We start from the raw sequence: 23,529 nt of genomic DNA, 5'->3' as shown, positions 1-23,529 counted from the left end.
TAATCACAATAAAATTATTTACTTGTCAAGTGAAATAAGGATATGGCGGCCGCTACAGAGGCATTCAAACTTGAAGTCTTACCTTTAAGAGAAATTCTTAATATAAAATCGCATTTTTTTTGAGTAAGCAAAGAAATACCTTTATCTTCAGAGCCTACTACAACTACCAAAGGTGCTCTTTCTTGAAAATTTGAGATAGCTATTTGACCATCTCCTGATAAGCCAGCGACAAGAAAACCATTTTTCTTAAGTTCTTCAAGTGATCTATTTAGGTTAACAACTCTACTTACATGAAGGTGTTCTAAGGCTCCTGCAGCTACCTTGGCGACTGTTCCAGTCAATCCTGCAGACCTTCTCTGAGGAATAATTACACCTTTGCAATCAAATGCTTCCGCTGATCTTATAATCGCACCCACATTATGAGGATCAGTTATACCGTCTAATGCGACTATTATAGGATTTGGACAATTTTTTTTAGAAAAATCGATTAATTGTTCTAGGGATATTGTTTTAGAGCATGCTAACTGCAAAGCGACACCTTGATGTGAAGCACCATATGTCAATTGCGAAAGCCTGTTCCAAGAAACTTCTTCAATAAGAACTCCTTTTGATTTAAGATCCTTAAGCAAGATATAGAATTTGTCCGAAGAAAAAATTTCCGAAGTACACCAAATCCTATTAATCGCACTATCACTTCTTAGAGCCTCATATACCGAATGTTTACCCCATATCCAATCATCAAAATTTCTCTTATTAGTAAACTCCTGATGCATATCAGAATTTTTATTAGGAAACTCTGTATTAGTTTTATATCTTGGATTTCTCCTTTTCAAAGAAGAAAAAGTATTATTTTCATCATTTTTTTTTAATTTTTCAACTTTCTTATTTTTAACTGAATTGTTCAAAAATCTATCATTTTTTTCTGAACGATGTGTATTTTTAGAGTAATAAGCAAAATCTGAATTTTTTTTGTACTCTTTATTATTTTTTCCGTGAAATTTATTTGAGGAGTTTTTCATAGATTCAATCCATTTTTAATTCTAAATATTCAAAAAGTGTTGATAATCTTTGAGGATCTTTTAAAAATAGCCAGCCAATAAGAGTTTCAAAACCAGTTGCTCTAGAGTATATGGTGGGGTCTGAAGATTTTGGATATCTCTTTGTTTTATTTCTAGCACGCCTAATTAGATCCATTTCATTTGAATTTAATAAATGTTCAATATGACTTAATGAATTTGACTGGGATTTTGCTTTTACTTCGTTTACTACAGATAAATGGAGGTCTTTAGATTTTAAAGGGAAATGAACATACCTTAGTCTTTGGTGGAGCTCCCATACCGAATCTCCAAGCCAAGCAAGTTGGATAACACCTATATCCTCGGGAGATCCATATGGAACCATGTTTTGAATCCAATAGTTCAATTCTTTAAATAATTTAATGCATCTTCAAGGCTTGACTTCAAGTTAAGAAAATCCCCTAAACGAACAAGTTTAATTGTTTGGGCCACTCTCGAATTGCCAACGACAGTGAACCCAAGTTTCGACTTTTTGCATTCTTTTGCAGTTTGAACAAGTGCTCCAAGACCCGAGGAATCTAAAAAATCAATTTTTGTAAGATCAATAACGAATGGAAGGTCATTTTTTAAATTATTAGTAACGAAAGTCTTAAATTGTTTTTCTGAGAAAGCATCAAGTTGGCCTTTAAAAGTAAAAACAATAATGTTTGTATTAACCTCAATGTTTCCTCTTAAAGAAACGGTTAACTTCTGGAAATCTTCTATGATCTAATACCTCCAAAAATTAATATATCAAATGTAATTATCAAATCAAAAGAAAACAATATGTCAACATCTTTCTAACATTAGAGAAACAAATTTTTTAAATAAATAATCTGAATCATGTGGGCCAGGTCCTGCTTCTGGATGATATTGCACACTAAATATAGGCTTATTATAAACCTCTAAGCCAGCTACAGTATTATCGTTAAGGTTATAGTGGGTAATTCTAACTATGTCCTTTGATAGTGAATTTGGATCAATAGCAAAACCATGATTCTGACTAGTTATCTCAATTTTATTATTTTCACCACAAGGATGATTTAAACCACGATGTCCAAAAGGTAATTTATAAGTTGAACCTCCTAATGCTAATCCAAATATTTGGTGGCCAAGGCAAATACCAAACATAGGTATTTCACCATATTCTATAAGTGATTTTGCTAAGTCTATACCTTCAGAAACAGAAGAAGGGTCGCCTGGACCATTTGAGAAAAATATACCATCTGGCTTATTAGAAAGAACATCATTTAGAGAAGACCTTGAAGGTAAAACCAAAACTTCACAACCATGGGATACAAGTCTATTTAGAATTGAATTTTTAATTCCAAAATCAATTGCTACTATTTTTAACTTTTTAGAAGATTCATCATATCTTTTTCTTAAATCAAAAATTGTTTGCGTATGACTTTTCCATAAATATTCTTGCTTTGTTGAAACAACTTTTGATAAATTTAATCCCTCCATCTTGGGCGTATCACAAATTATCTTTAAACAACTTTCATCAGTTTTATCAAGAGAGGTAATAACTCCATTCATCGCGCCACTAGATCTTAAAATTTTAACAAGAGCCCTTGTATCAATTCCATATAGACCTATAATATTTTTTTCAACTAACCATTGATTAAAATTCTTTTTAGATCTCCAATTGCTGTTATTAGATGAAAAATTTCTAACAATTATACCTTTAACATTAATCTTAGATTCTGAATCTTCAAAATTAATACCAGTATTTCCAATCTCTGGATAAGTAAATGTTAATATTTGCCCATAATAACTTGGATCAGTAATAACTTCCTGATATCCGGTCATTCCTGTATTAAAAACTATTTCACCAATGGCTGTACCAGAGGCGCCAAAAAAGAATCCTGGGAATACAACTCCATTACTTAAAACCAATTTCGCGTTTTTCTTATACGGATTGATCATCAATTTGAAATTAATTAATTTGAATGTAAATAATTTTTTAAAAGTAAAAACTTTTTCCAAGGTTCTCCTTGATTTATCGAAAATAAAGCTTTATTAAATCCTTCATTTAAATCATCCTCAATGCCTGCGGCCCAAAGCACTAAAGCAGAGTTCAAGGCAACTACATCAATGTGAGATTTTTGTCCTGAACCATTTAAGACAGACTGTAATATTTCCTCGTTAGAATCAGGATGAGAAACCACAAGCTTTTCGTTAGATATATTCTCATGGTTAAAGTCAGAAATATTTATTTCTGAAAACCGTAAATCACCATTCTCAACAAATACTAATTTATTTTCTCCTTGAAGCGAAGCTTCATCAAGTCCACCAGACCCATGAACGACTATTGCTCTATTCATACCCATTTTCAAAAGAGCTGTCCCCATAGGTTTTAAAAGATCCTCAGAGGCAACACCCAAAACTTGTGCATTGGGTCTTAAAGGATTTACCAATGGTCCAAGTTGATTAAATACTGTCCTTATGCCAAGAGTCTTTCTTAATGGAGCAAGTTTTATTAAAGATTTATGCCAAACAGGTGCGAACAAAAAAGTTATCCCAATTTCACTTACTGCTTTGATTACTTTTTCTAATGAACAATTTAAATTCAAACCAAGATTCAACAAAACATCAGCAGAGCCAACTTTGCCACTAGCACTTTTATTTCCGTGTTTTGCAATTTTTACCCCACAAGATGCAGCTACAAATGCAACTGCAGTTGAAATATTGAATGTATTAGCTCCATCACCCCCTGTTCCACAAGTATCTACCATATACAAATTTGGTCTTGCTACTGGCAATTCGCAAACATTTAAGAGTTCCTGAGCCATAGAACTTAGTTCGACACCTGTAGAACTCTTTGCTCTCAAAGCACTCAAAAAAGCTCCAGTTTCAACATCTGAAATTTCATCATTAAGCCATCTTTGCATTAAAGATCGAGAAGTTAATTCATCAAGGTCCCTTCCCTCCAACAAATTATTTAGGATTTCAGCGTTTGATAGATTATAAGACATTTTTTATGGAAGAAAAATTATGCGGATAAAATTCAATTTGAGGTATCAAAACCTGAGCCAACTAAACCCTTATTCGTATTAGAAGGCCTAAAGCTTTTTGACCAAATAGTTTTTGTTTTTGAAAAAAGTTCATTTTTAGAGATCCTCCAAAAATTTAAAATTTTTTCAATATCGGCTTTAATTTCAATTTCTCCGGGGAAATTGGTATAACGATTTATTAATCTAGCTAAATTTATATAATCAAGATCTTCAGGTGTTTTTTTAGTGATAAGGGAATCTATAATGTTCTTGTCTGTTTCATGTAATGGATGAGTTTGCTCGTTACCCATAAATTAAATACTGAATCATTTATAAAATTAGCTCACATATTCAAAAATGAAACATTATCTTAATCATATCGGCAAAATAAAATGAAAAATTTCAAGATAAAAGTTATATCAAAATACCTAAGACCTTACAAAAAAGAATTCTTATATGGAGCTTTAGCTCTCTTATTAGTAAATATACTAAGTGTTGTAATACCCTTAGAAGTAAAAAATATAATTGACCAATTACAAAATGGGTTTTCTTCTGATTTTGTTATTTCTAAATCTTTATGGTTAATATTTTTAGCAACTTGTATGGGTTTAATAAGATTATTTTCAAGACAGATTGTCTTCGGCATAGGTAGAAAAGTAGAGGTAAATCTTCGACAAAAACTTTTTGACCATTTACTTATTCAAGATCCAGAATGGATTCAAAAAAAAGGTAGCGGAGACATTATTAGTAGAGCTACAAGCGATGTTGAAAACATAAGAAGACTTTTAGGTTTTACAGTTTTAAGCTTGTGCAACATTGTCTTAGCTTATTCATTCACTATTCCTTCAATGTTTTCGATTAATAAAACATTAACAATATCAGCGTTAATGATATTTCCCTTAATCCTTGGAATTGTAAGTCTATTTGGCGGCAGAATGGTTAAACAAAGAAAAGCTCAACAAGAATCATTATCAAAACTTAGTGATCTAATACAAGAAGATCTATCAGGTATAAGCGCAATTAAAATTTATGCCCAAGAGAATGCTGAGAAAAAAGAATTTAACATACATAATAATGACTATCGAAATTCAGCGATAAAACTTGCAAGAACAGCAAGTACCCTATTCCCTTTGTTACAAGGAATTTCCTCAATTTCATTATTAATTTTATTATCATTAGGAACTTTTCAATTAGAGAGTGGATTTATTTCGATAGGGGGTTTAGTAGCTTTAATTCTTTACGTAGAAAGACTTGTCTTCCCAACGGCTTTACTAGGTTTTACCTTAAATACTTTTCAACTTGGTCAAGTAAGTTTAGATCGTGTGGAAGAAATCTTTCAGAACAATCCGAATATTGTAGATAGAGTAGAAACTAAATTTTTAAAAAGAAAGGTTAAAGGTTTTTTAGAAGCAAAAAATTTAACAATCAAGTATCCAGGGTCAAAATTTAATTCATTAAATAGACTCAATTTTAAAATTTATCCTGGAGAACTTATTGCAATAGTTGGCCCAGTAGGTTGTGGGAAGACTACACTAGCAAAGTCACTAGGACGGACTATTGAAATTCCAGATAATCAATTATTTTTAGATGAAATTGATGTAAAAACATTAAAATTAAGCGATCTTAGAAAAAATATTTCAATCGTTCCTCAAGAGGCATTCTTATTTACTTCTACAATCTCAGAAAACCTAAGTTTTGGAGAACCCAAAGCTTCTAAATATTTAGTTAAAGAAAGTGCTACAAAAGCTGGATTAATTGATGATATCAATAGTTTTCCGCAAAGGTTTAAAACTATTGTTGGTGAAAGAGGTATTACATTAAGTGGTGGCCAAAGGCAAAGAACAGCACTAGGAAGAGCACTACTTGTTAATTCTCCTATTGTTGTTCTTGATGATGCTTTAGCAAGCGTAGATAATAAAACAGCAGCAAAAATAATAGATGAAATGAGTGCAAGAAGTAATAAAACAATCATAATGATTAGTCACCAACTATCTGTTGCCGCAACCTGCGATAGGGTTTTAGTAATGGATAAAGGAGAAATAGTACAAGAAGGAGCTCATAAAGAATTAGTAAAAGTGAATGGGCTCTATAAACAACTTTGGGAAAGAGAACTAGCTACCAGAATTGTTAAGAGCTAAAAGTAATTTTTCTACTTATAATAAATAGATTTAAATTATGTTTAAATTTCTAAAAAAAATTATGAATAATAAGGAAGTAAATTTAACTGATGATGCTTATTCATTACATAGAATATTAAAAACAGATATCCAAAAAGATCCTAATTTAGAAGAAGATGAAATAATTTTTGGATGTGGTTGTTTCTGGGGATCTGAAAAATGTTTTTGGAAACTTCCTGGAGTTGTCACAACTTCTGTAGGTTATGCAGGAGGTGAAAAAAATTATCCAACTTATTATGAAGTATGTTCCGGCTTAACTGGTCATTCAGAAGTTGTAAGAGTTATATGGGATAAAAGGGAAATTGATATAAGTGATTTATTAAAAATGTTTTGGGAATGTCATGACCCTACTCAAAAAAACAGGCAAGGTAACGATATGGGAACACAATATAGATCTGCAATATATTACAAAAATGAAAATAATATAAAAATTATATTAGCCAGTAAGGAACAATATCAAATGGAACTTAGCAAAAAAAATCTTGGTTTAATTGAAACGGAAATAAAAATGATTGATTCATATTATTATGCAGAACAATACCATCAACAATATCTAGCATCAGCTGGAAGCAGGCAGTATTGCTCCGCTTCACCTACAAAAGTTAAGTTAGGAGTTTTCACTGGAAGCAACTATAAATTAGAAGACCATGTATGGGAAAACTTTAATTGGGAAGTTGACAAATGTGTATTGAGATCTGATAACAATCCTATAAAGAATAACATTTAAATCAATCTAATCTTTATAGTAAAGACACGGGGCGTAGCGCAGTTTGGTAGCGCACCACTTTGGGGTAGTGGGGGTCGTGGGTTCAAATCCCGCCGTTCCGATTATTTATCGTCTTCATTTATAAGAGATTTGTATAGTTTATATGAACTTATGCCTACTGCTATGAATGTAAAAGAAGAAAAAAAAGCTAAAACCAATATAGTAAAATTTGAAACTTCCACTTCACCTAATTGGAATGATATAAAAATGTTCATTAGAAAGAATTTTTTAAAACACTAACACAATTGCAAAATTTTTTTTTTCATCTAATTATAAATTCAAAAGAATTACAACACCAAAAATTACTCGATAGATGATAAATATTTTCAACCCATTTGAAGAAAAATACTTTAATAAGAAATCTATTGCTAATAAAGAAGAGAAAAATGTCGTAACAAGTCCAACAAAAAGAGGGAAAAACCCTAATGAAAAAAAATCATTAAAAGAAGAAACAAACTCAACAATCGCAGCAAGAGAAATAGCTGGCATCCCTAAAAGAAAAGAAAATTTCGCAGCATCGCTTCTTTCCCATCCTGATATTAAAGCGCTAGAAATAGTGACCCCAGATCTTGAAACACCAGGAAAAATTGCAAATGCTTGAAAGAAACCTATCAAAAAACTATTTGAATAATTATGGTTTCTAATATTAATAGAACCTCTTTTCGAACTGTCTGCCAAGTACATAAAAAAAGCCATTAGAAATGAGACCAATGCTATTGATAAATTTGAACGAAGAACGTTTTCAAAAAAAGAAGGGATAAATATTTTTACACTCCCACCAAGCAAAACAATTGGTATAGTACCAATCAAAATAGACCTTAATAATCTTTCATGTAACAGATATTCAAGAAATTTTTTGGAAGATTGACTTCTAAAATTAAAAATATCATTCCTAAAATACCAAGCTATCGCTAGAACACTTCCAAGTTGAATAGTAGCGGACAAAGATGCTCCAGGATCATCAATACCTAAAAAAAGGGATATAACTTTTAAATGAGCTGTACTACTTACAGGGATAAATTCTGTCAATCCTTGAATTAATCCATATAAAACAAATTTTAAATATTCCAAAAATTATTAAATTACCTAATTAATTAATAGCAATTTACATTTAAAAATTAAAAGCTAGTATGTAAAAATGAAAAAAAATTCTTTTTTAATATTATTTTTTCTTTTTTCCTTAATCATTTCTGGTTCTGCGAAAGCTAGCTATTGGTTAATAATTGGAACTTACAGACAAGGTCCCGGAGGAAGGCCAGAAGTTAGTGGAATAACAAGTCCTTCCTTGCATTCTATTCCTATGAAAGATTTAGATACCTGTAATAAGGCAGGTGAGAAAATTACTAATGAAATATACAAACCTGTTTGGCAATTTGATAGTAGATGGACCTGTGTATTTAGAGGTGATTAGTAACAAAGTTACCTTTTAACATCGTGAGCACAACCATCTCCTTTATAGTTTTCACTCTCGTAAAAATCATTTTTTGTCCCGAAATAAACTGTTAATAAAACGAAAGGTAAGCTTAATATAAATAAAATAGTTGTTAGATCCATAATGTTAACTTATTCAAGAAGGCTATGATAAATTGAAATTACAATTTGTCGATAAACTCATATTTAATAATCTGTAGGTCCTTTAATACCAAGATAAAAGAAGGCTCCTAAACCCAATAAAAGTAAGACTCCAGCGATAGCTGCAGAAGGAACAAACCCTCCTATTGCAAAGGAAGAAAAATAATACATCTATAAAACTAAAACTAGTTTGATAATATCAATAAAAACTAGGTATTTGTAAAAAATTTTGACTCGAAGACAATTAGATATTGTCTGTTCTATGCCACTAAAGGCGAATCTTCGCTATCAGCAGAAATTCTTATTCTCTCTTCCAACTTAGGGCCATATAATTCATTTCCCCAAATTTCAACTCTTGAATCGTTTGGGGCCATAAAAGTAAGAATGTCAGTTGGGAATAAAACTCTCTCTAAGAAAAAATTCGATGGACCAATACATCTCAAGACAACCATTCTACAGCCTTCATTTTTGTAAGAAAACTCAACCATCCTTTAACAGAAAATATCCTCAATTAAACACTAATAAGAGCTGAAAAAAATGTATAAAAAATTACTGAAAAAGAAGAAATTTAGAAAATTCTACAAATTCAATCCAGCCTCAACTAAATTTCTTTCTTGATCAATTAATAAAAGCGCGTAGGATTTTATAACATCAAAACTTTTATGAGGAATTGAGACATTAAGCATTCTCAAAAAATTAGATAATTTTTCATCTTTAAGGGCGTTACCTTTCTGTAAAAACATTTCTTTTTCCTGATTTGTTTTCCATTTATTCATATATTCAATCTTCAAAGGCTTTAAGTGCCAAATATTATCTATCAAATTCCAAATATCTAAATATTCCTTTAGGTTATTTTGAATTTTTAATACGTAAGAGGATTCATGAAGACTCAAATTTGCTGTATTTATGAGTCGATCACTTGTGTCAATAGGATAAGGTTTTATTCCCAAAAACCATCCCTCAAGAATTAATAAATCAGGATTATCTAATCTCCAATGAGATCTATCTCCTAAACCATTTCTTAAAGATTTATCGAAAACTGGTACATTTAATTCTCCATTTATCTTCCAATTTAATAATTTTTCATGCATTAATTTTACTGAGTGACTTCCAGGAAACCCTCTTGAAACATTCCAAGGGTTATTCTTAATTGCTAATTTCATTTCATTTGAAGGGAGATAAAAGTCATCAATTGAAATAACCGCAATTTTGAAGTTTAATTTTAAAGATATAGCTTCGAGCCATTTACCTAGTGTTGTTTTACCTGTACCTGGTAAAGCTGAGATTCCAATAATTTTTCTGTCAGAAAAATTATTTTGAAATTTATAAGCCTGAGATAAAAGAGGTAAAGCCAAACCCCAAATCCAATCATCATTTACTTTATTAATCCAATATTGATCAATTGAAAGAATGTTTCTTTTACTTTCCCAAAAATTGAACCAATCATCCAAGGATTGCCAACCAATATCAATAATTAATTTTTCAAATTTATCAAGAGGAAAATTAATATCTAAATCTTTCATCTTTCTAACTTAGTTCTCGCTTATTTATCAATTTATTTATTTCATTTTTCCAACCATATCCATTTGGTTCAGAAGCTAAAATAAATTCCAAATCTTTTAATTGATCAAGTAAATTTAAGTTAGGTCCATCTATTCCAGGAATAACGATTTTAATATCTGAGTTTAAAAGTAGTGGCAAATCATTTGGAGAATCGCCTAAGCCTATAATTTCAATATTTTGAACGTTAGAATATGATTTAAGAGCATTTATTGCTTTACCTTTATTCGATTTAGTAGATAATAAGTGACTCATTCTATTGCCCTTAAAAATATCAACATTTAATTTTTTACAACAGATATTAATTTTCTCTTCTAAATAACTTGGCGGATTTAAGAAAGGCATGCTCCAGTGTCTATCACGCATTAAATTCAATGAGTTACCTTCTAAACCTGTAAGCTGAGTGGCTTCTTGATCAGTGAGACTATTAAGAGGAGTAAGTTTGTAATCAATTTCATTAGAAATAAAATTTAAGATTTCTTCAAGAGTTTCGTATTTTATCCCAAGAATAATTTCTCCATTTACTCTTTGAAGAGATTCACCATATATTGCCGCACCATTCTCAACAATATAAGGATCAGTTAAGTTCAGTTCCTTTCTAATAACTTTTACTTCAGATGCGGTTTTGCTTGTACAAAGAATTACGGGTATAGATAATCTTTGTAATTTTTTTATAGTTTCTTTAGCAGGTGATAAATCATATGAGTGATCCATTAAAGTACCATCTACATCACTTACTACCCAAATAGAAGAATTTTCTATCATTTTATAAAGCACTAAGCCAAATTACTTGAAAAGGATCAAGACTAATATTTTTGCAATTGTATTTAGTGGATGTTAAAAAATCATGGGTATTGAAATCATTATCAATTATTTTTGGTAGATCATTATCATTCAATTGATAATTAATTTTATTTTCAGTCATATTATGGATTGCAAAAACAGACTCAGGACCTTTACCTCTTTTAATTACAACAATATCACTCCTACCTTTAGACAAACATTTCATTTGTGAACAAGGGTGAAATTGCTTTAAATTTGATCTGACATCCATAGCATTGCAAAGATATTTTAAGTTTTTATTAGCATTTGATTCAGGATTATTTAAAACAGCTAAAAGATTTTCTGATTTAAACTTTTCTCTATTAAGGTCTCTCCTTTGACCTGTCATAGAAAAACTTTTGATATCATTTTCTGAAGCTAGTAATGCTGGCAAATAAAATGCAGGGACCCCTTTCAGAGCCATTACTAATAATTGACTCAAAATAAATCTCTCATATTGAAATCTTTTAGCATCTCTACTGGAGTCTTCCATTGCGCTCCACCAACTAATATTCAATTCATAGGGTTTATCATCACCATTTGATAAGCGTCTATGACTTACTAAACCTCCCCTTTTTTCACAATTAATTAATAAATCTTTAATTCTCTGCTCATTCATTAAACCCTCAAGAGCTCTTAAACCAACTCCATCATGTGATGCAGTGAAATTAAATAATGTAGTATCGTCAGGTAATATTGGCCAATCAAATATCCATGAGTTTAAGATATCAGCTCTTGAAGTAATAATTGCCTCTAGGAGAAGAGGGGGCAATGGGAAATTATATGCCATATGAGCTTCATCATCAGGAATCAGATAAGATAGATTTTCCTTCTGAGGAACATTAGTTTCTGTTATTAAAACTCCATCATTAAGAAGATTATTTAAAAGAACTCTTAAGAGTTTCACAATTGAATGTGCTTTAGGTAAATGCAAGCAAGTTGTTCCTGATTCCTTCCAAATAAAACCTACAGCATCAAGCCTAAACCATTTAATTCCATTAGATAAATAAGTAATAATCAAATTTAAGAACTCAAGAGTCATTTTTGGATTATGCCAATTTAAATCAATTTGATCTGGACCAAAAGTTGTCCAAACTTGTTTAGGACCATCTTCAGTATTTATTTGAGAAAACAAAGAGGAACTTCTAGGCCTAACTACATTTGACCAGTCAAGATTTTGTTTCGGTGAAAAAACATTTGATATTCCCGGTTCTTGCGATTTAATAAATTGTTGAACCCATGGGTGAGATGATGAGACATGGTTTAGTACTAAATCAGCCATCAAATCATGATTTTTAGAAATACTTTTGAGATCATCCCAAGCACCAAATTTTTCTTCTAAAGAATCATAACTTGAGACTGCAAAACCTCCATCACTTGTAGATTTTAAAAAAGGAAGAATATGTACAACTTTAGAAAGACTGCCAAAATGTTTACTTAACAACTCATTAAGAGTTATTAATGTTGCTTCACCATTTTTATAAATACTATCTGCATAAGTTATCAAAACCGAATGAGATTCATTCCACCTTTCATTATCTCTTATTTCTTCATAAGCAGATTTCTCTGAGAAATCATCTAAAATCTGTAATAATTGGTTTGAAATAAAATTAATTTCTTCTGTAGTATTATTTGAATAAATTGTTTTTAACAATTTATCAATCTTTAATCTATCTAATTTTTTCTCTGAATCAATTTGCTTCACTTTGAAAAAATTAACGAAGTATTAATACTATTCTGCACATCAATTAGAAAATGGACTTTCAACAGGGTTTAATCACAACAATACATGAATATGGAGTTACAAGAAATTTACTTAAAGAATTAAACAAAAGACTTAAAAAAAGATCAACTAGTATTCTAATACCCTGCTTATATGAAGAATTTGAGCGTCCTGCATTAAAAGACATAAGAGAAGTTTTAAAAGACCTTACAGGCTTAAATGAATTAGTTATTGCTCTTTCTGCAAAAACTGTTGAACAAGTTAAATCAGCAAAATCATTTTTTGACTCAATGCCATTTCCAGTTCATGTTCAATGGACTAATTCTCCCTCTGTAATAGAACTATTAAAAAGTCAAGAAAAAAATGGGTTAGAACTTTTAGGAACTCCAGGTAAAGGATGGGCTGTATGGCAAGGCATAGGAGTTGCGACGAGAAAATCAGAAGTTGTGGCTCTTTTTGATGCTGATATAAGAACTTTTAGTCCTTTATACCCTTCAAGAATGATACTTCCACTTCTGGATGAATCATATGGAATATCATATGTTAAGGCCTTTTACAGCAGATTATCCTTAGAGACCAATCAATTGCAAGGTAGAGCCACAAGATTATTTGTGGGTCCCTTATTGGCAAGTCTTGAGCAGTTAGTAGGGAAGGGTCCCTTTTTACAATATCTTCAATCATTTAGATATCCATTAGCAGGTGAGTTTGCTTTCACTAAAGACCTTGCTATGAATTTACGAATTCCTTGTGACTGGGGATTAGAGATAGGTTTATTATCAGAGGTTTATAGAAACGTAAGAACCTCCAAAATAGCCCAAGTTGACCTAGGATTGTTTGATCATAAACATAAGAATATTGGTGATTCTTCTAAAGAAGGATTGCAAAAAATGTGTACAGAAATACTTTCTAGTGTTTTAAGAGGTCTCATGGAGCATCAAGCAGAGACTTTAACAAGTACTCAACTAGCAACCTTAGAAGTTCTCTACAAAAGAGTTGGGGAAGATAGGGTAAAACAATTTGGATTAGATTCAGCAGTTAATCAACTTCCATACGATAGGCATGAAGAAGAGCTGTCAGTGCAAAAATTTGCGAAACTATTGAGACCTGCTACAGAAGATTACTTAGCTTGCCCTACGACACAGCAGTTACCAAGTTGGTCAAGGGTTCTATCATGTGAGAACAAACTTCAAGAAGATTTGGCAATTGCTGGGTCACAAGATATAAAGACAACTGAAAAAGAATTAATTAAAAACTTCTAAAGTAAAAAGTACCTTTGAGCCATTGGGACTTCATCAAGAGGTTCACAAGTAAGAAGTTCCCCATCAGAAAAAACTTCATAAGTTTGAGGATCAACTGAAATATTTGGTAGTTCATTATTAAGTTTAAAGTGTGATTTATTGATATTTCTGGTATTTTCAACGGCAATACATTTTTTGTGTAAACCTAATTTATTTGGAATATTTTGATCAATTGAATTTTTACTTAAAAAGGTAAAAGAACTCTTAATTAGAGATTGGCCGAAACTTGCAAACATAGGTCGACCATGTACAGGCCCTGGAGTAGGAATTGAAGCATTTGCATCACCCATTTGGGACCAAACTATAGATCCTCCTTTAACAACTAGTTCAGGCTTTACCGCAAAAAATGAAGGTTTCCACAATACTAAGTCTGCAATTTTTCCCTTTTCTATAGATCCAACATATTTATTAATACCATGGGCTATTGCAGGGTTAATTGTAACTTTAGAGATATATCGCTTTACTCTGTAATTATCGTTCCTATCAGAATCCTTTGATAGAGGTCCTCTTTGAACTTTCATTTTATGGGCAGTTTGAAAAGTTCTTGTTATTACTTCACCAACTCTTCCCATAGCTTGAGAGTCACTAGCGATAATTGAGAAGGCGCCCATATCATGTAGGATGTCCTCTGCAGCAATAGTCTCTCTTCTTATCCTTGATTCCGCGAATGCAATATCTTCTGGAATTTTAGAATCTAAATGATGACATACCATTAACATGTCAAGATGTTCTTCAAGTGTGTTTCTCGTATAAGGTCTTGTTGGATTAGTACTACTTGGGAGAACATTTTTTTCTCCACAAATTTTTATAATGTCTGGGGCATGGCCTCCACCTGCTCCTTCGGTATGAAAAGTATGAATTGTTCTTCCTGCAATAGCATTGATGGTATCTTCAACAAAGCCTGCCTCATTTAAAGTATCAGTATGAATACAAACTTGAACATCAAGGTTATCTGCAACATTTAAACAAGAATTTATCGTAGATGGAGTCGTTCCCCAATCCTCATGAAGCTTCAATCCACATGCTCCAGCTTCGACTTGATCAATAAGATTTCTTTCATTCGTTGAATTTCCTTTACCAAAAAAACCTAAATTCATAGGAAATGCTTCTGCAGATTGAAGCATCCTAGAAATATGAAAACGACCCGGTGTGCAGGTAGTGGCGTTAGTCCCAGTCGCAGGTCCAGTTCCACCTCCCAACATAGTTGTAATTCCTGAAGCAAGGGCTGTTTCAATTTGTTGGGGACATATAAAGTGTATATGAGTATCTATTGATCCTGCAGTAAGAATATGGCCTTCTCCAGCTATTACTTCTGTTGAGGCGCCAATAACAATATTAACGTTATCTTGGATATCAGGATTACCCGCTTTACCGATTTCAAAAATCATACCGTCTTTTAATCCTATATCCGCCTTAATTATTCCCCACCAATCCACAATCAAAGCATTGGTTATTACGGTATCTACAGCCCCTTCTCCTCTTGTTACTTGAGATTGTCCCATCCCATCTCGAATAACTTTGCCACCTCCGAATTTAACTTCATCTCCGTAAGTAGTTAGATCTTTTTCTACTTCTATAAATAATTCGGTATCCGCAAGCCTTACTCTATCCCCAGCAGTGGGTCCGTAAGTTTGAGCATAAGTTTTTCTGTCGATTTTATAAGACATAATTTTAATTATCTAAAGAACCATTAACTAATGAATTAAAACCATATGCATTTCTTAAACCTGAAAATGGCACTAATTTGACATCTGTTGTATCACCCGGTTCAAATCTAATTGCTGTTCCTGCAGGAATGTCAAGACGCATACCATGTGTTATTTCTCGATCAAAATTTAAAGCCTTATTAGCTTCATAAAAATGATAATGAGAACCAACTTGCACAGGTCTATCTCCAGAATTAGAAACCGTTACTGTTTTAACTTGCTTACTAAGATTTAGTTCGATTTCACCTTGTTCAGGAATTATTTCGCCAGGAATTAAATTACTCATAACTAATTAATCGGATTGTGAATAGTAACTAATTTAGTCCCATCGGGAAAAACCGCTTCTATTTGAACTTCATCAACCATTTCAGGAATGCCCTCCATAACTTGTGATTTTGAAAGCCAAGTACTTCCCTCTGACATTAATTGACTTACACTTTTGCCGTCTCGTGCTCCTTCAAGAACTTGAAAACTTAAAAAAGCTATCGTTTCAGGATAATTAAGCTTAAGACCTCGACTAAGCCTTCTTTCAGCTAAGAGTGCCGCTGAAAAAATCAATAATTTATCCTTTTCTTGAGGTGAAAGATGCATAATAAAAAATTAATCTATAAATTCTTAAAAAAGGTTCTTTCTGAACATAATTAATAATTCATAGAATCTTGTAAAGGCCATACACCTTGATATTTTGGCTTACAAAATCCACAAACAGACCTAATTTGTTTCCAAATACAAAAAAAACATTTTCTAGCATCTTGAGAAGAACTGCCTAGGAATCTTACGGAGATTCCATTTTCAAGGATTCCAATAGATAAATTATTATTAGTTTCATTGAAAATCTTTTTTATATTTCCCACAAGATTATTTATTTTTGACTTGGAAAAATCTTTCTCGCAAATCCAAATTAAGGATCCAAAAACGGGCATGTAATCCATACCTGACTTGGCCACAAAACTTGCCTTAGATAATTCAATCTGATCAACATATTCCCAATCATCAAGTAAATCATTATTTCTCATAATTTCTAATTTAGACCTGAAAACTCCACTTTCAATAGATTCCCCGGAAGATGATCTTCCAAGTCTTATTAAATCAGTAAATAAAAAACTTGAAGTTTCTGAAATAGATACTTTAAAAATTTGCTCATATAAACCATTTGCAAAGATGATTGTTTCTTGGGGAAGATACTCTAAATGAGAATTGTCAAGAATGTTTATGAGATTCTTTTGCTTTGAAAAACTTCCTTTTGGATTGATTTTAGATCTTCCAACTGATCCATATACTTTCTGAGCTGAAGAAGTAGTCAACAAAACCTTAGAGTTTTTTTCAAGATTTACCTCAAAATCGAGTAAATCACCTCCTACCAATCCCCCTGCAGTATGTAGAACAGGCAAAATGCATCTGCCCTCTTGATCATGAGTAGACTTCAATAACTTATAAGGAGAAGTTGATTTAGATTTAAAGATTGTTTTATCAACATTTCCTAAACTTGCTTTATTATTGAAAAAATTTAAGAAACAATTACCTTCCCATGAAGTTTTAATCATAAATTGTTTTCTTTAATTACTAAATTAAAGTAACCAAAAATTTTGATAATGAGAATGAATAAACAAATTGTTGTAACTGATTGGATTAAGGAAAAACCAAAATTAGGTTCATTTTTAAAACTTACCTTAAGTTCAGATGAAAGAAGAATCTTAAGAGGCAAAAGATTAACTGATTGTGATCAAGAAATAATTTTACAATTACCTAGAAATGGCAAATTAAAAGATGGAGATATTCTTTCAACTAATGAGCCCAATTTTTATGTAGAGATAATTGCCAAAACAGAAGATTTAATTGAAATAAGTTCAAATTCTAAAATTGAGCTTATTAAAACTGCTTATCATCTTGGAAATAGGCATGTGGAAGTAGAAATAGAAGAGGGCATTCTTCTAACAAAAAGTGATTATGTTATAAAAAATATGCTTCTTAATTTTAAAGTAGATGTAAAAAATACGCAAAAGAAGTTCTTTCCGGAAAGAGGTGCCCATAGTCATGAGTAAAAGTCACTTATTAAAATATTTATTAATTAGTCCTAACTTACCAGTTGGAGGATTTTGTTATTCTGAGGGAATGGAGAGTTATCTTCATAATAAAAATTTAACAGATTCAAATTCGGTAAAAGAATTAATCATAAGTGAACTAAAAATTGGTCAGATAAGACTAGATGCAAAACTTTTACTAGACTTTTTTGATATTTTCAATGAGATAAACGACCGCAAAAATTTAAAAGGTAATTTGCAAAAGTTAATTAGTTTGGATAAATGGATCCTCTCATCAAAGGACTCTCTTGAAATGAGAGAACAACAAATTCAAATGGCAAACTCTCTCATTGATTTAACCAAAGAATTTGGATTTGAATATCCATATGAAAATAATAAAAAAAGCTCCTGGTCATTAGCGTGGAGTTGGGCTTGTTATTGTTTTGAAATTACCAAGTTAGAAATGGTTGAGAACTTTTTATATGCGTGGAGTGCAAACCAACTTAGTGCTGCAATAAGAATTATTCCCATTGGGTCAACAAAAGCACAACTAATTCAGAGAGACTTATTAGCAATAATTTCAAAAGTTTCTAAAGAAATTATGGACAAAGAAATTGATGACATCTATTTTGGCAATGTAGGTTTAGCTATGGCACAACAAAATCATAATGACCTTTATACAAAACTTTTTAGAAATTAATTTATGAGCAGCAAATTGAGAGTAGGTGTTGCTGGGCCTGTAGGTTCAGGTAAAACTGCATTAGTAGAGACTCTATGCTTGAGCTTGAAAAAAAATTATGAGATAGCAGTTGTCACCAATGATATCTACACCAAAGAAGATGCTAACTTTCTAATAAATAAAAATGTTTTAGAGGAAGGAAGGATTATTGGCGTAGAAACAGGAGGTTGTCCTCATACCGCGATAAGAGAGGATTGTTCATTAAATAAAAATGCAGTTTTAGAGTTAGAAAATAAATATAATCCTTTAGATTTTGTTTTTGTAGAAAGTGGAGGTGATAACTTAGCATCTAGTTTTAGTCCAGAACTTGTAGATTTATCAATATATGTAATTGATGTATCTGCCGGAGACAAAATCCCTAGAAAAGGGGGACCAGGAATAACAAGGTCGGATTTATTATTAATCAATAAAATTGACTTAGCAGATAAAGTTGGCGCAGATTTAAATATTATGAAAAGTGATGCAGAATTTATGAGAAAAGGGAAACCTTGGTTTTTTACCAACCTAAGTAGCGGCATAGGAGTTGAAGAAATAATTCAATTTTTAGAATCACATATACCCAACAATCGAAACTAGAAAAATGTTCATTACTAATATATTGGATTCAACAAAAAGTTACGACTGATACAAAACGAATCCTCACTCGTTAATAACTTTTACTTTATCCCCCTAATGAGGGTCAATTACCTAATTTATCCTAATTCATGAGAATTTCAAGGCGTATTTTGGCAGGTTTAGCTACTGCCTCACTTGCGGTCACAGCAACTTCGTGTGGTGGAGGCGGAACCTCCGGAAGTTTCGATGACACAGTAACCGTTGGTATTTTGCATTCGTTATCCGGAACAATGGCTATCTCTGAATCAACTCTTGTTGATACAGAAAAAATGGCTATTGAAGAGATAAATGCTGCTGGTGGTGTTACAGTTGGCGGCAAAAGCTACAAAATTGAATACATAGTTGAAGATGGTGCATCTGATTGGCCAACTTTTGCTGAAAAATCAAAGAAACTTATAGACCAAGACGGAGTTCCTGTCGTATTTGGTGGATGGACATCTGCAAGTAGAAAGGCAATGTTACCTGTCTACGAATCAAAAGATGCGTTCCTCTACTACCCAATTCAATATGAAGCTCAAGAATGTTCTAACAACATTTTCTATACAGGAGCCACACCAAACCAACAATCGGAACCCGCTACAGATTTCATGTATAAGCGTTCTCCCGCAGCTGGTGGAGATTTCTTCCTTGTAGGTTCTGATTATGTTTTCCCTAGAACTTCAAACACAATCACAAAAGCTCAGGTAAAACAGTTAGGAGGTAAAGTTGTTGGAGAAGATTATCTTCCATTAGGAAATACTGAAGTTGCTCCAATTATCTCAAAAATCAAAAAAGCGCTGCCTGACGGTGGAATAATCATTAATACTCTTAATGGTGACCAAAACGTTGCATTCTTCAAACAGATTCAAGACGCAGGTATTACACCTTCAAGTGGGTACTACGTAATGAACTATTCAATTGCTGAAGAAGAGATTAGTACAATCGGGCCTGAGTTCCTTGAAGGTCACTACGGAGCTTGGAACTATATGATGTCAATTGATACTCCTGCATCTAAGAAATTTGCTGCAAGTTTCAAGAAAAGATGGGGAGCAGATCGTGTTGTAGCTGATCCTCAAGAATCTGCTTATAACATGGTTTACTTATGGAAACAGGCTGTAGAAGATGCTGGGACATTCGACGACAACGCAGTAAGGGAAGCCCTTGTTGGACAAAAATTTGATGCTCCACAAGGTCCTGTTGAAGTTATGCCTAATCACCACTTATCTCAAACAGTGAGAATTGGAGAGATTAATGCAGAGGGTGGATTTACAATCCTTGAAGAGACAGGAGTTGTTCTTCCTCAAGCATGGAACCAAAAGCATCCAAGTTCAAAAGGATTTGCTTGCGATTGGACAGATCCTTCAAAAGGAGAAAAGTATAAGCTTTAATCTATTTAAAACCTATACTTCAAAATAAAGGGAGGTTAACGCCTCCTTTTATTTTATATAATCAAATATTTTCATTTTCTAAATTGGAGTTACTTCTCGATAGCCTTTTTAATGGTGTTGCAATCGGATCTGTACTACTTGTTGCTGCATTAGGTCTAGCAATTGTTTTTGGTCTTATGGGTGTAATAAATCTTGCCCATGGAGAACTTATGATGCTTGGAGCTTACACAACATACGTAACACAATTAATTTTCAAATTACCTATATTAAAACCTTTCTACAATTCGTACATAATAGTTTCTATTTTCCTTGCTTTTATTGTTAGTGGAGTAGTAGGAATTCTCCTTGAAAAAACAATCATAAGAAAGCTTTATGGAAGTCCACTTGAAACACTTCTCGCAACTTGGGGTGTAAGCTTAATTCTTCAACAATTTGTCAGAAGCGTACCTTTAGCTTATGGGACCGGTCTAGTTATAAGTCTGTTAATTGGTTTATTCTTACCAACAACATTCCCTTCAAAAATAAAAGAATCAATAAATTTCAAATATTTTAAATTTAGTTCTTGGATATTTGCTGCTTTAGCTGGGGTCCTGACAGGTAGCGTAATCTCTTCCTCTGTAAGCAAACTTAGTAGAGCAAGCGCTCGAAATGTTGATGTAACAGCACCCTCATGGATGAGAGGTCAAGTTGAAATTATTGGCACTGCATTTCCTAAAACAAGATTAATGATAATTGTCATTACTCTGATCTCTGTAATAGCAATAACATTATTTCTTAATCAAAGTGCTTGGGGAATGCGTATAAGAGCAGTTACTCAGAACCGACAAATGAGTGATTGTCTTGGTATTTCTACTGAAAAAGTGGATATAATTACTTTTGGAATTGGATCTGGCTTAGCGGGAGTTGCTGGGGTAGCGGTATCTCTTTTAGGTTCTGTAGGACCAAATGTTGGCGGAAACTATATAGTTGGTTGTTTTATGGTTGTAGTGCTGGGAGGAGTAGGAAATTTATTAGGAACAGTACTTGCTTCATTTGGGATAGGAATAATGACTGATTTAATTGGAGCTGGAAGGCTCTTATCAATATGGCCAGATATGCCTTTACCTTTATCAAACACAATTAACTTTTTTGCAACCACTAGTATGGCAAGAGTAATGATATTTGCACTAATTGTTATATTCCTACAATTTAAACCAACAGGTTTATTTCCTCAAAAAGGAAGGATGGTTGAGAACTAATGTCCTTAAGTAAAATTAAATTTGACAAAAAAATAGTATTATCATTTTGGATAATATTAATAGCTTTAATTATTGCGGCACCAACTATACTCCCTGTATTTAGACTAAACCTTTTAGGTAGATACTTATCCCTATCCATAGTTGCACTTGGTGTTGATCTTATCTGGGGATATACAGGTTTACTAAGTCTTGGACAAGGTATATTTTTTGCACTAGGTGGATATTGTGCAGCAATGTATTTGCAAATAACCAGCTCCTCTGAATTTCCAAATAATATTCCTGAATTTTTTGCTTTATATGGTGTTGAAAAATTACCTTTTTTCTGGGAACCGTTTAGATCTCCTGTTTTTACCTTCTTCGCTATCTGGATAATTCCAGCATTGGTTGCTGGTTTAATTGGATTTCTCGTTTTCAGGAATAGAATCAAAGGGGTTTATTTTTCTATACTTACTCAAGCTTCTCTTCTTGTATTCTTTAACTTTTTTAATGGACAACAAAAACTTATAAATGGAACAAATGGATTAAAAACAGATGTAACACAACTATTTGGTCAGATGGTTGGGTCTGAGTCTATGCAAAGAATATTCTTTTGGATAACCGCCATACTAGTAATAGCAGCATGGTTTTTTGCAAAGTGGGTAGTTAAAGGAAGATTTGGAAATATCCTGATAGGAATACGAGATGATGAACCAAGAGTTAGGTTTACAGGATACAACCCAGTTATATTCAAGACGATAATATTTTCTATTGCTGGAGGTCTCGCAGGAATTTCGGGAGCTTTATATACAGTTCAGTCTGGAATAGTATCCCCTCAATTTATGACGGTTCCCTTTTCTATAGAAATGGTTATATGGGTTGCTGTGGGAGGAAGAGGAACTTTATTGGGAGCAATACTAGGAGCAGTTTTCATCAACTATGCAAAAAGTCTAGTAAGTGAAGCTTTACCTGCTAGCTGGATGTTTATTCAAGGAGGGTTATTTATCTTAGTTGTAACAGCTCTGCCAGAAGGAGTTTTAGGATGGATTCAAGGAGATGGTCCTAGGAATCTTCTTCAAAGATTTGGTTTGAAAAGAAAGATTGAAACCTATCCAAGCTTAGAAGTTAACAATAAGGAGGGGAATAATGAATAATAAAGATCTTCTAAATTTAATTGATATTACTGTTAGTTTCGAGGGTTTTTTAGCCCTCAACAAACTTAATTTAAATTTGAAGAAAGGAGAATTAAGAGCTGTAATAGGACCCAATGGCGCAGGTAAAACAACATTTCTTGATGTAATAACTGGAAAGGTTAAGCCAACAAAAGGAGAAGTGATTTTTAAAGGGAAATCCTTAGTAGGTAGAAAGGAGCATAAAATAGCCAGACTTGGAGTTGGAAGAAAGTTCCAAAGTCCAAGAATCTTTGAAAATCTAACAGTTAAAGAAAATCTTGAAATATCGGTTACAACTCCTAAAAGTCCCTTAAACCTTATAAATAAAAGTATTAAGAATGAGCAGCTTAATGAGATTGATCGTCTTATGAAGATTGTTAATTTAGCTCAAAAAGTTGATTCTAAAGCTGGATCTTTATCTCATGGCCAAAAACAATGGCTCGAGATAGCCATGTTAGTAGGACAGAAGCCAGATTTAATGTTGGTAGATGAACCTGTTGCTGGTTTAACTGATGAAGAAACAGATCTTACTGCTGATTTATTAAAATCTTTATCAGGCGAAAATACAGTAGTGGTAATAGATCACGATATGGAATTTATAAGAAGACTTGATAGTAATGTTTCCGTATTAAATCAGGGCACAGTATTATGTGAGGGAACAATGGAAACCATACAAAAAGACAAAAAAGTAATTGATGTTTATTTAGGAAGACCTGAGGACTAGTT

29 protein-coding genes and 1 tRNA gene are annotated in these 23,529 nt (G+C 32.5%); 12 read left to right on the top strand and 18 right to left on the bottom strand.

The window, feature by feature from the left end:
- Positions 1-14: 14 nt before the first annotated feature.
- The 6 genes from rlmB to HA152_RS04535 all read right to left on the bottom strand — a co-directional run bounded on the left by rlmB (position 15) and on the right by HA152_RS04535 (position 4,362).
- Positions 15-1,019: a 23S rRNA (guanosine(2251)-2'-O)-methyltransferase RlmB gene (gene rlmB, locus HA152_RS04560; protein WP_209134016.1), complete on the bottom strand. Its 1,005-nt coding sequence runs from the start codon at positions 1,017-1,019 to the stop codon at positions 15-17.
- A gap of 4 nt (positions 1,020-1,023) precedes the next feature.
- A complete protein-coding gene (locus HA152_RS04555; protein ID WP_209134014.1) occupies positions 1,024-1,422 on the bottom strand; it encodes a Mini-ribonuclease 3 in 399 nt (132 codons plus the stop codon).
- The gene (locus HA152_RS04550) at positions 1,419-1,718 is read right to left on the bottom strand and encodes an STAS domain-containing protein (RefSeq protein WP_308789022.1); all 300 of its coding nucleotides are present in this window, start codon (positions 1,716-1,718) and stop codon (positions 1,419-1,421) included. Before HA152_RS04550 ends, HA152_RS04555 begins: the two co-directional genes overlap by 4 nt.
- Positions 1,719-1,844: 126 nt before the next feature.
- A complete protein-coding gene (carA, locus tag HA152_RS04545) occupies positions 1,845-2,984 on the bottom strand; it encodes a glutamine-hydrolyzing carbamoyl-phosphate synthase small subunit (RefSeq protein ID WP_209134012.1) in 1,140 nt (379 codons plus the stop codon).
- A 14-nt stretch (positions 2,985-2,998) separates the two neighbouring features.
- A complete protein-coding gene (trpD, locus tag HA152_RS04540; protein ID WP_209134010.1) occupies positions 2,999-4,033 on the bottom strand; it encodes an anthranilate phosphoribosyltransferase in 1,035 nt (344 codons plus the stop codon).
- 32 nt (positions 4,034-4,065) lie between these two features.
- The gene (locus HA152_RS04535) at positions 4,066-4,362 is read right to left on the bottom strand and encodes a DUF3288 family protein (RefSeq protein ID WP_209134008.1); all 297 of its coding nucleotides are present in this window, start codon (positions 4,360-4,362) and stop codon (positions 4,066-4,068) included.
- Between the two features lie 81 nt (positions 4,363-4,443).
- On the opposite strand from HA152_RS04535, the gene HA152_RS04530 reads away from it, so the two are divergent.
- From HA152_RS04530 to HA152_RS04520, 3 genes are all read left to right on the top strand, one after another.
- Entirely contained in the window at positions 4,444-6,189 is a 1,746-nt protein-coding gene (locus HA152_RS04530; RefSeq protein ID WP_209134006.1) for an ABC transporter ATP-binding protein, read from the top strand.
- 37 nt (positions 6,190-6,226) lie between these two features.
- Positions 6,227-6,955: a peptide-methionine (S)-S-oxide reductase MsrA gene (gene msrA / locus HA152_RS04525; RefSeq protein ID WP_209134004.1), complete on the top strand. Its 729-nt coding sequence runs from the start codon at positions 6,227-6,229 to the stop codon at positions 6,953-6,955.
- A gap of 27 nt (positions 6,956-6,982) precedes the next feature.
- A tRNA-Pro gene (locus HA152_RS04520) sits at positions 6,983-7,056 on the top strand.
- Here the strand turns inward: HA152_RS04520 and HA152_RS04515 are convergent.
- Together HA152_RS04515 and HA152_RS04510 are read right to left on the bottom strand one after the other, a co-directional pair.
- Entirely contained in the window at positions 7,057-7,209 is a 153-nt protein-coding gene (locus tag HA152_RS04515; protein WP_209134002.1) for a hypothetical protein, read from the bottom strand.
- Positions 7,210-7,264: 55 nt separating this feature from the next.
- The gene (locus HA152_RS04510) at positions 7,265-8,065 is read right to left on the bottom strand and encodes an undecaprenyl-diphosphate phosphatase (protein WP_209134000.1); all 801 of its coding nucleotides are present in this window, start codon (positions 8,063-8,065) and stop codon (positions 7,265-7,267) included.
- A 67-nt stretch (positions 8,066-8,132) separates the two neighbouring features.
- On the opposite strand from HA152_RS04510, the gene HA152_RS04505 reads away from it, so the two are divergent.
- Complete coding sequence (locus tag HA152_RS04505; RefSeq protein WP_209133998.1) at positions 8,133-8,405, top strand: hypothetical protein; 273 nt, start codon at positions 8,133-8,135, stop codon at positions 8,403-8,405.
- 8 nt (positions 8,406-8,413) lie between these two features.
- Here the strand turns inward: HA152_RS04505 and HA152_RS10050 are convergent, their stop codons facing one another.
- The 6 genes from HA152_RS10050 to HA152_RS04485 form a co-directional block, all read right to left on the bottom strand.
- The gene (locus tag HA152_RS10050) at positions 8,414-8,548 is read right to left on the bottom strand and encodes a hypothetical protein (protein ID WP_011818343.1); all 135 of its coding nucleotides are present in this window, start codon (positions 8,546-8,548) and stop codon (positions 8,414-8,416) included.
- Positions 8,549-8,611: 63 nt separating this feature from the next.
- Positions 8,612-8,737, bottom strand: a complete 126-nt coding sequence (locus HA152_RS10045) for a hypothetical protein (RefSeq protein WP_257470646.1) — start codon at positions 8,735-8,737, stop codon at positions 8,612-8,614.
- 89 nt (positions 8,738-8,826) lie between these two features.
- The gene (locus tag HA152_RS04500; RefSeq protein ID WP_209133996.1) at positions 8,827-9,054 is read right to left on the bottom strand and encodes a DUF1830 domain-containing protein; all 228 of its coding nucleotides are present in this window, start codon (positions 9,052-9,054) and stop codon (positions 8,827-8,829) included.
- Positions 9,055-9,144: 90 nt separating this feature from the next.
- Positions 9,145-10,089 carry a kinase gene (locus tag HA152_RS04495; RefSeq protein ID WP_209133994.1) on the bottom strand — a complete coding sequence of 315 codons (945 nt, stop codon included), beginning with the start codon at positions 10,087-10,089 and terminating at the stop codon, positions 9,145-9,147.
- A gap of 4 nt (positions 10,090-10,093) precedes the next feature.
- Positions 10,094-10,891: a mannosyl-3-phosphoglycerate phosphatase-related protein YedP gene (gene yedP, locus HA152_RS04490; RefSeq protein WP_209133992.1), complete on the bottom strand. Its 798-nt coding sequence runs from the start codon at positions 10,889-10,891 to the stop codon at positions 10,094-10,096.
- Between the two features lies 1 nt (position 10,892).
- Positions 10,893-12,653 (bottom strand): sugar phosphorylase, encoded by a 1,761-nt coding sequence (locus HA152_RS04485; RefSeq protein ID WP_209133990.1) that lies wholly within the window; start codon positions 12,651-12,653, stop codon positions 10,893-10,895.
- 50 nt (positions 12,654-12,703) lie between these two features.
- Between HA152_RS04485 and HA152_RS04480 the strand changes: the two genes are divergently transcribed.
- A complete protein-coding gene (locus HA152_RS04480; protein WP_209133988.1) occupies positions 12,704-13,930 on the top strand; it encodes a glycosyl transferase in 1,227 nt (408 codons plus the stop codon).
- On the opposite strand, the gene ureC is transcribed toward HA152_RS04480, so the two are convergent.
- The 4 genes from ureC to HA152_RS04460 are packed head-to-tail and all read right to left on the bottom strand — an operon-like array spanning position 13,927 to position 17,219.
- On the bottom strand, positions 13,927-15,636 hold the full coding sequence (gene ureC, locus HA152_RS04475; protein ID WP_209133986.1) for an urease subunit alpha: 1,710 nt from the start codon (positions 15,634-15,636) through the stop codon (positions 13,927-13,929). The genes HA152_RS04480 and ureC overlap by 4 nt on opposite strands.
- Before the next feature lie 4 nt (positions 15,637-15,640).
- On the bottom strand, positions 15,641-15,961 hold the full coding sequence (locus HA152_RS04470; RefSeq protein ID WP_209133984.1) for an urease subunit beta: 321 nt from the start codon (positions 15,959-15,961) through the stop codon (positions 15,641-15,643).
- 2 nt (positions 15,962-15,963) lie between these two features.
- Positions 15,964-16,266: an urease subunit gamma gene (locus HA152_RS04465; protein ID WP_209133971.1), complete on the bottom strand. Its 303-nt coding sequence runs from the start codon at positions 16,264-16,266 to the stop codon at positions 15,964-15,966.
- A gap of 50 nt (positions 16,267-16,316) precedes the next feature.
- Positions 16,317-17,219 carry an urease accessory protein UreD gene (locus tag HA152_RS04460; RefSeq protein ID WP_209133969.1) on the bottom strand — a complete coding sequence of 301 codons (903 nt, stop codon included), beginning with the start codon at positions 17,217-17,219 and terminating at the stop codon, positions 16,317-16,319.
- Positions 17,220-17,267: 48 nt separating this feature from the next.
- Between HA152_RS04460 and ureE the strand changes: the two genes are divergently transcribed.
- The 7 genes from ureE to urtD all read left to right on the top strand — a co-directional run bounded on the left by ureE (position 17,268) and on the right by urtD (position 23,527).
- Positions 17,268-17,717: an urease accessory protein UreE gene (ureE, locus tag HA152_RS04455; RefSeq protein ID WP_209133967.1), complete on the top strand. Its 450-nt coding sequence runs from the start codon at positions 17,268-17,270 to the stop codon at positions 17,715-17,717.
- The gene (locus HA152_RS04450; protein ID WP_209133965.1) at positions 17,710-18,396 is read left to right on the top strand and encodes an urease accessory protein UreF; all 687 of its coding nucleotides are present in this window, start codon (positions 17,710-17,712) and stop codon (positions 18,394-18,396) included. Before ureE ends, HA152_RS04450 begins: the two co-directional genes overlap by 8 nt.
- 3 nt (positions 18,397-18,399) lie before the next feature.
- A complete protein-coding gene (gene ureG / locus HA152_RS04445; RefSeq protein ID WP_209133963.1) occupies positions 18,400-19,011 on the top strand; it encodes an urease accessory protein UreG in 612 nt (203 codons plus the stop codon).
- A gap of 128 nt (positions 19,012-19,139) precedes the next feature.
- Entirely contained in the window at positions 19,140-20,417 is a 1,278-nt protein-coding gene (gene urtA / locus HA152_RS04440) for an urea ABC transporter substrate-binding protein (protein WP_025928348.1), read from the top strand.
- A gap of 83 nt (positions 20,418-20,500) precedes the next feature.
- Positions 20,501-21,655, top strand: coding sequence for an urea ABC transporter permease subunit UrtB (gene urtB, locus HA152_RS04435; RefSeq protein WP_209133961.1), 1,155 nt, complete (start codon positions 20,501-20,503; stop codon positions 21,653-21,655).
- Positions 21,655-22,785, top strand: coding sequence for an urea ABC transporter permease subunit UrtC (gene urtC / locus HA152_RS04430; protein ID WP_209133959.1), 1,131 nt, complete (start codon positions 21,655-21,657; stop codon positions 22,783-22,785). The genes urtB and urtC overlap by 1 nt, the downstream gene beginning before the upstream one ends.
- Positions 22,778-23,527, top strand: coding sequence for an urea ABC transporter ATP-binding protein UrtD (gene urtD / locus HA152_RS04425; RefSeq protein ID WP_209133957.1), 750 nt, complete (start codon positions 22,778-22,780; stop codon positions 23,525-23,527). The genes urtC and urtD overlap by 8 nt, the downstream gene beginning before the upstream one ends.
- Positions 23,528-23,529: the final 2 nt, after the last annotated feature.

This window comes from Prochlorococcus marinus XMU1412 (genome assembly GCF_017696315.1).
Classification (GTDB): domain Bacteria; phylum Cyanobacteriota; class Cyanobacteriia; order PCC-6307; family Cyanobiaceae; genus Prochlorococcus_A; species Prochlorococcus_A marinus_AF.
Note: the sequence above shows the minus strand (reverse complement) of the source record. Positions and strands in the feature narration are given on the sequence as shown.

What these genes read in the sequence shown, in the direction of transcription:
- rlmB (WP_209134016.1), bottom strand. Translation starts at nt 1,019, where the DNA reads ATGAAAAACTCCTCAAATAAATTTCACGGAAAAAATAATAAAGAGTAC.
- carA (WP_209134012.1), bottom strand. Translation starts at nt 2,984, where the DNA reads ATGATCAATCCGTATAAGAAAAACGCGAAATTGGTTTTAAGTAATGGA.
- trpD (WP_209134010.1), bottom strand. Translation starts at nt 4,033, where the DNA reads ATGTCTTATAATCTATCAAACGCTGAAATCCTAAATAATTTGTTGGAG.
- HA152_RS04535 (WP_209134008.1), bottom strand. Translation starts at nt 4,362, where the DNA reads ATGGGTAACGAGCAAACTCATCCATTACATGAAACAGACAAGAACATT.
- HA152_RS04530 (WP_209134006.1), top strand. Translation starts at nt 4,444, where the DNA reads ATGAAAAATTTCAAGATAAAAGTTATATCAAAATACCTAAGACCTTAC.
- msrA (WP_209134004.1), top strand. Translation starts at nt 6,227, where the DNA reads ATGTTTAAATTTCTAAAAAAAATTATGAATAATAAGGAAGTAAATTTA.
- HA152_RS04515 (WP_209134002.1), bottom strand. Translation starts at nt 7,209, where the DNA reads ATGAACATTTTTATATCATTCCAATTAGGTGAAGTGGAAGTTTCAAAT.
- HA152_RS04505 (WP_209133998.1), top strand. Translation starts at nt 8,133, where the DNA reads ATGAAAAAAAATTCTTTTTTAATATTATTTTTTCTTTTTTCCTTAATC.
- HA152_RS10050 (WP_011818343.1), bottom strand. Translation starts at nt 8,548, where the DNA reads ATGGATCTAACAACTATTTTATTTATATTAAGCTTACCTTTCGTTTTA.
- HA152_RS10045 (WP_257470646.1), bottom strand. Translation starts at nt 8,737, where the DNA reads ATGTATTATTTTTCTTCCTTTGCAATAGGAGGGTTTGTTCCTTCTGCA.
- HA152_RS04500 (WP_209133996.1), bottom strand. Translation starts at nt 9,054, where the DNA reads ATGGTTGAGTTTTCTTACAAAAATGAAGGCTGTAGAATGGTTGTCTTG.
- HA152_RS04495 (WP_209133994.1), bottom strand. Translation starts at nt 10,089, where the DNA reads ATGAAAGATTTAGATATTAATTTTCCTCTTGATAAATTTGAAAAATTA.
- yedP (WP_209133992.1), bottom strand. Translation starts at nt 10,891, where the DNA reads ATGATAGAAAATTCTTCTATTTGGGTAGTAAGTGATGTAGATGGTACT.
- HA152_RS04480 (WP_209133988.1), top strand. Translation starts at nt 12,704, where the DNA reads ATGGACTTTCAACAGGGTTTAATCACAACAATACATGAATATGGAGTT.
- ureC (WP_209133986.1), bottom strand. Translation starts at nt 15,636, where the DNA reads ATGTCTTATAAAATCGACAGAAAAACTTATGCTCAAACTTACGGACCC.
- HA152_RS04470 (WP_209133984.1), bottom strand. Translation starts at nt 15,961, where the DNA reads ATGAGTAATTTAATTCCTGGCGAAATAATTCCTGAACAAGGTGAAATC.
- HA152_RS04465 (WP_209133971.1), bottom strand. Translation starts at nt 16,266, where the DNA reads ATGCATCTTTCACCTCAAGAAAAGGATAAATTATTGATTTTTTCAGCG.
- HA152_RS04460 (WP_209133969.1), bottom strand. Translation starts at nt 17,219, where the DNA reads ATGATTAAAACTTCATGGGAAGGTAATTGTTTCTTAAATTTTTTCAAT.
- ureE (WP_209133967.1), top strand. Translation starts at nt 17,268, where the DNA reads ATGAGAATGAATAAACAAATTGTTGTAACTGATTGGATTAAGGAAAAA.
- HA152_RS04450 (WP_209133965.1), top strand. Translation starts at nt 17,710, where the DNA reads ATGAGTAAAAGTCACTTATTAAAATATTTATTAATTAGTCCTAACTTA.
- ureG (WP_209133963.1), top strand. Translation starts at nt 18,400, where the DNA reads ATGAGCAGCAAATTGAGAGTAGGTGTTGCTGGGCCTGTAGGTTCAGGT.
- urtA (WP_025928348.1), top strand. Translation starts at nt 19,140, where the DNA reads ATGAGAATTTCAAGGCGTATTTTGGCAGGTTTAGCTACTGCCTCACTT.
- urtC (WP_209133959.1), top strand. Translation starts at nt 21,655, where the DNA reads ATGTCCTTAAGTAAAATTAAATTTGACAAAAAAATAGTATTATCATTT.
- urtD (WP_209133957.1), top strand. Translation starts at nt 22,778, where the DNA reads ATGAATAATAAAGATCTTCTAAATTTAATTGATATTACTGTTAGTTTC.